Origin of the sequence: Nguyenibacter vanlangensis, assembly GCF_013376155.1 — a bacterium.
Classification (GTDB): domain Bacteria; phylum Pseudomonadota; class Alphaproteobacteria; order Acetobacterales; family Acetobacteraceae; genus Gluconacetobacter; species Gluconacetobacter vanlangensis.
Window position 1 is genome coordinate 1 of the sequence record NZ_JABXXP010001218.1, and the last position, 574, is coordinate 574.

The 574-nt window shown below is 70.9% G+C and carries 1 protein-coding gene; it reads left to right on the forward strand.

Features of this window, described 5'->3' with window-relative positions:
* The coding region (locus HUK84_RS22215; protein ID WP_176642045.1) for a phosphatidylserine decarboxylase at window positions 1-566 on the forward strand (566 nt) is incomplete at its 5' end.
* Window positions 567-574: the final 8 nt, after the last annotated feature.

Below are 574 nucleotides of genomic sequence, written 5' to 3' on the forward strand. Positions count from 1 at the left end.
GGCCGGCGAAGTGGCTGGGCACGGCGGCCGGGCTGTTCTTCGGCTTCTGCCTGTATTTCTTCCGCGATCCCGAGCGGGTGCCGCCGGCCGACGCGCATCTGGCCCTGGCCCCCGCCGACGGGCGCGTGGTCTCGGTGGAGAAGGTCAGCCCGCCCGAATCGCTGGAGATGGGCGATGCCCCGGTATGGCGGATCGCGACCTTTCTGTCGGTGCTGGACGTGCATATCAACCGCATGCCGGCGGCCGGGACCGTGACCCGCGTGGCCTATCACCCCGGCCAGTTCCTGAATGCCAGCCTGGACAAGGCGTCGGAGCTGAACGAGCGCAACGCGCTGCGCCTGACCCTGCCGGACGGGCGGAACCTGGCGGTGGTGCAGATCGCGGGGCTGATCGCCCGGCGCATCCTGTGCGAGGCCGAGGAAGGCATGGCCTATGAGGCCGGGGAGCGGTTCGGGCTGATCCGCTTCGGCTCGCGCACCGACCTGTACCTGCCGCCCGGCGTCGAGCCGCTGGTCGCGGCGGGGCAGACGATGGTGGGCGGCGAGACCGTCATGGCGCGTCTCTGACCGATATG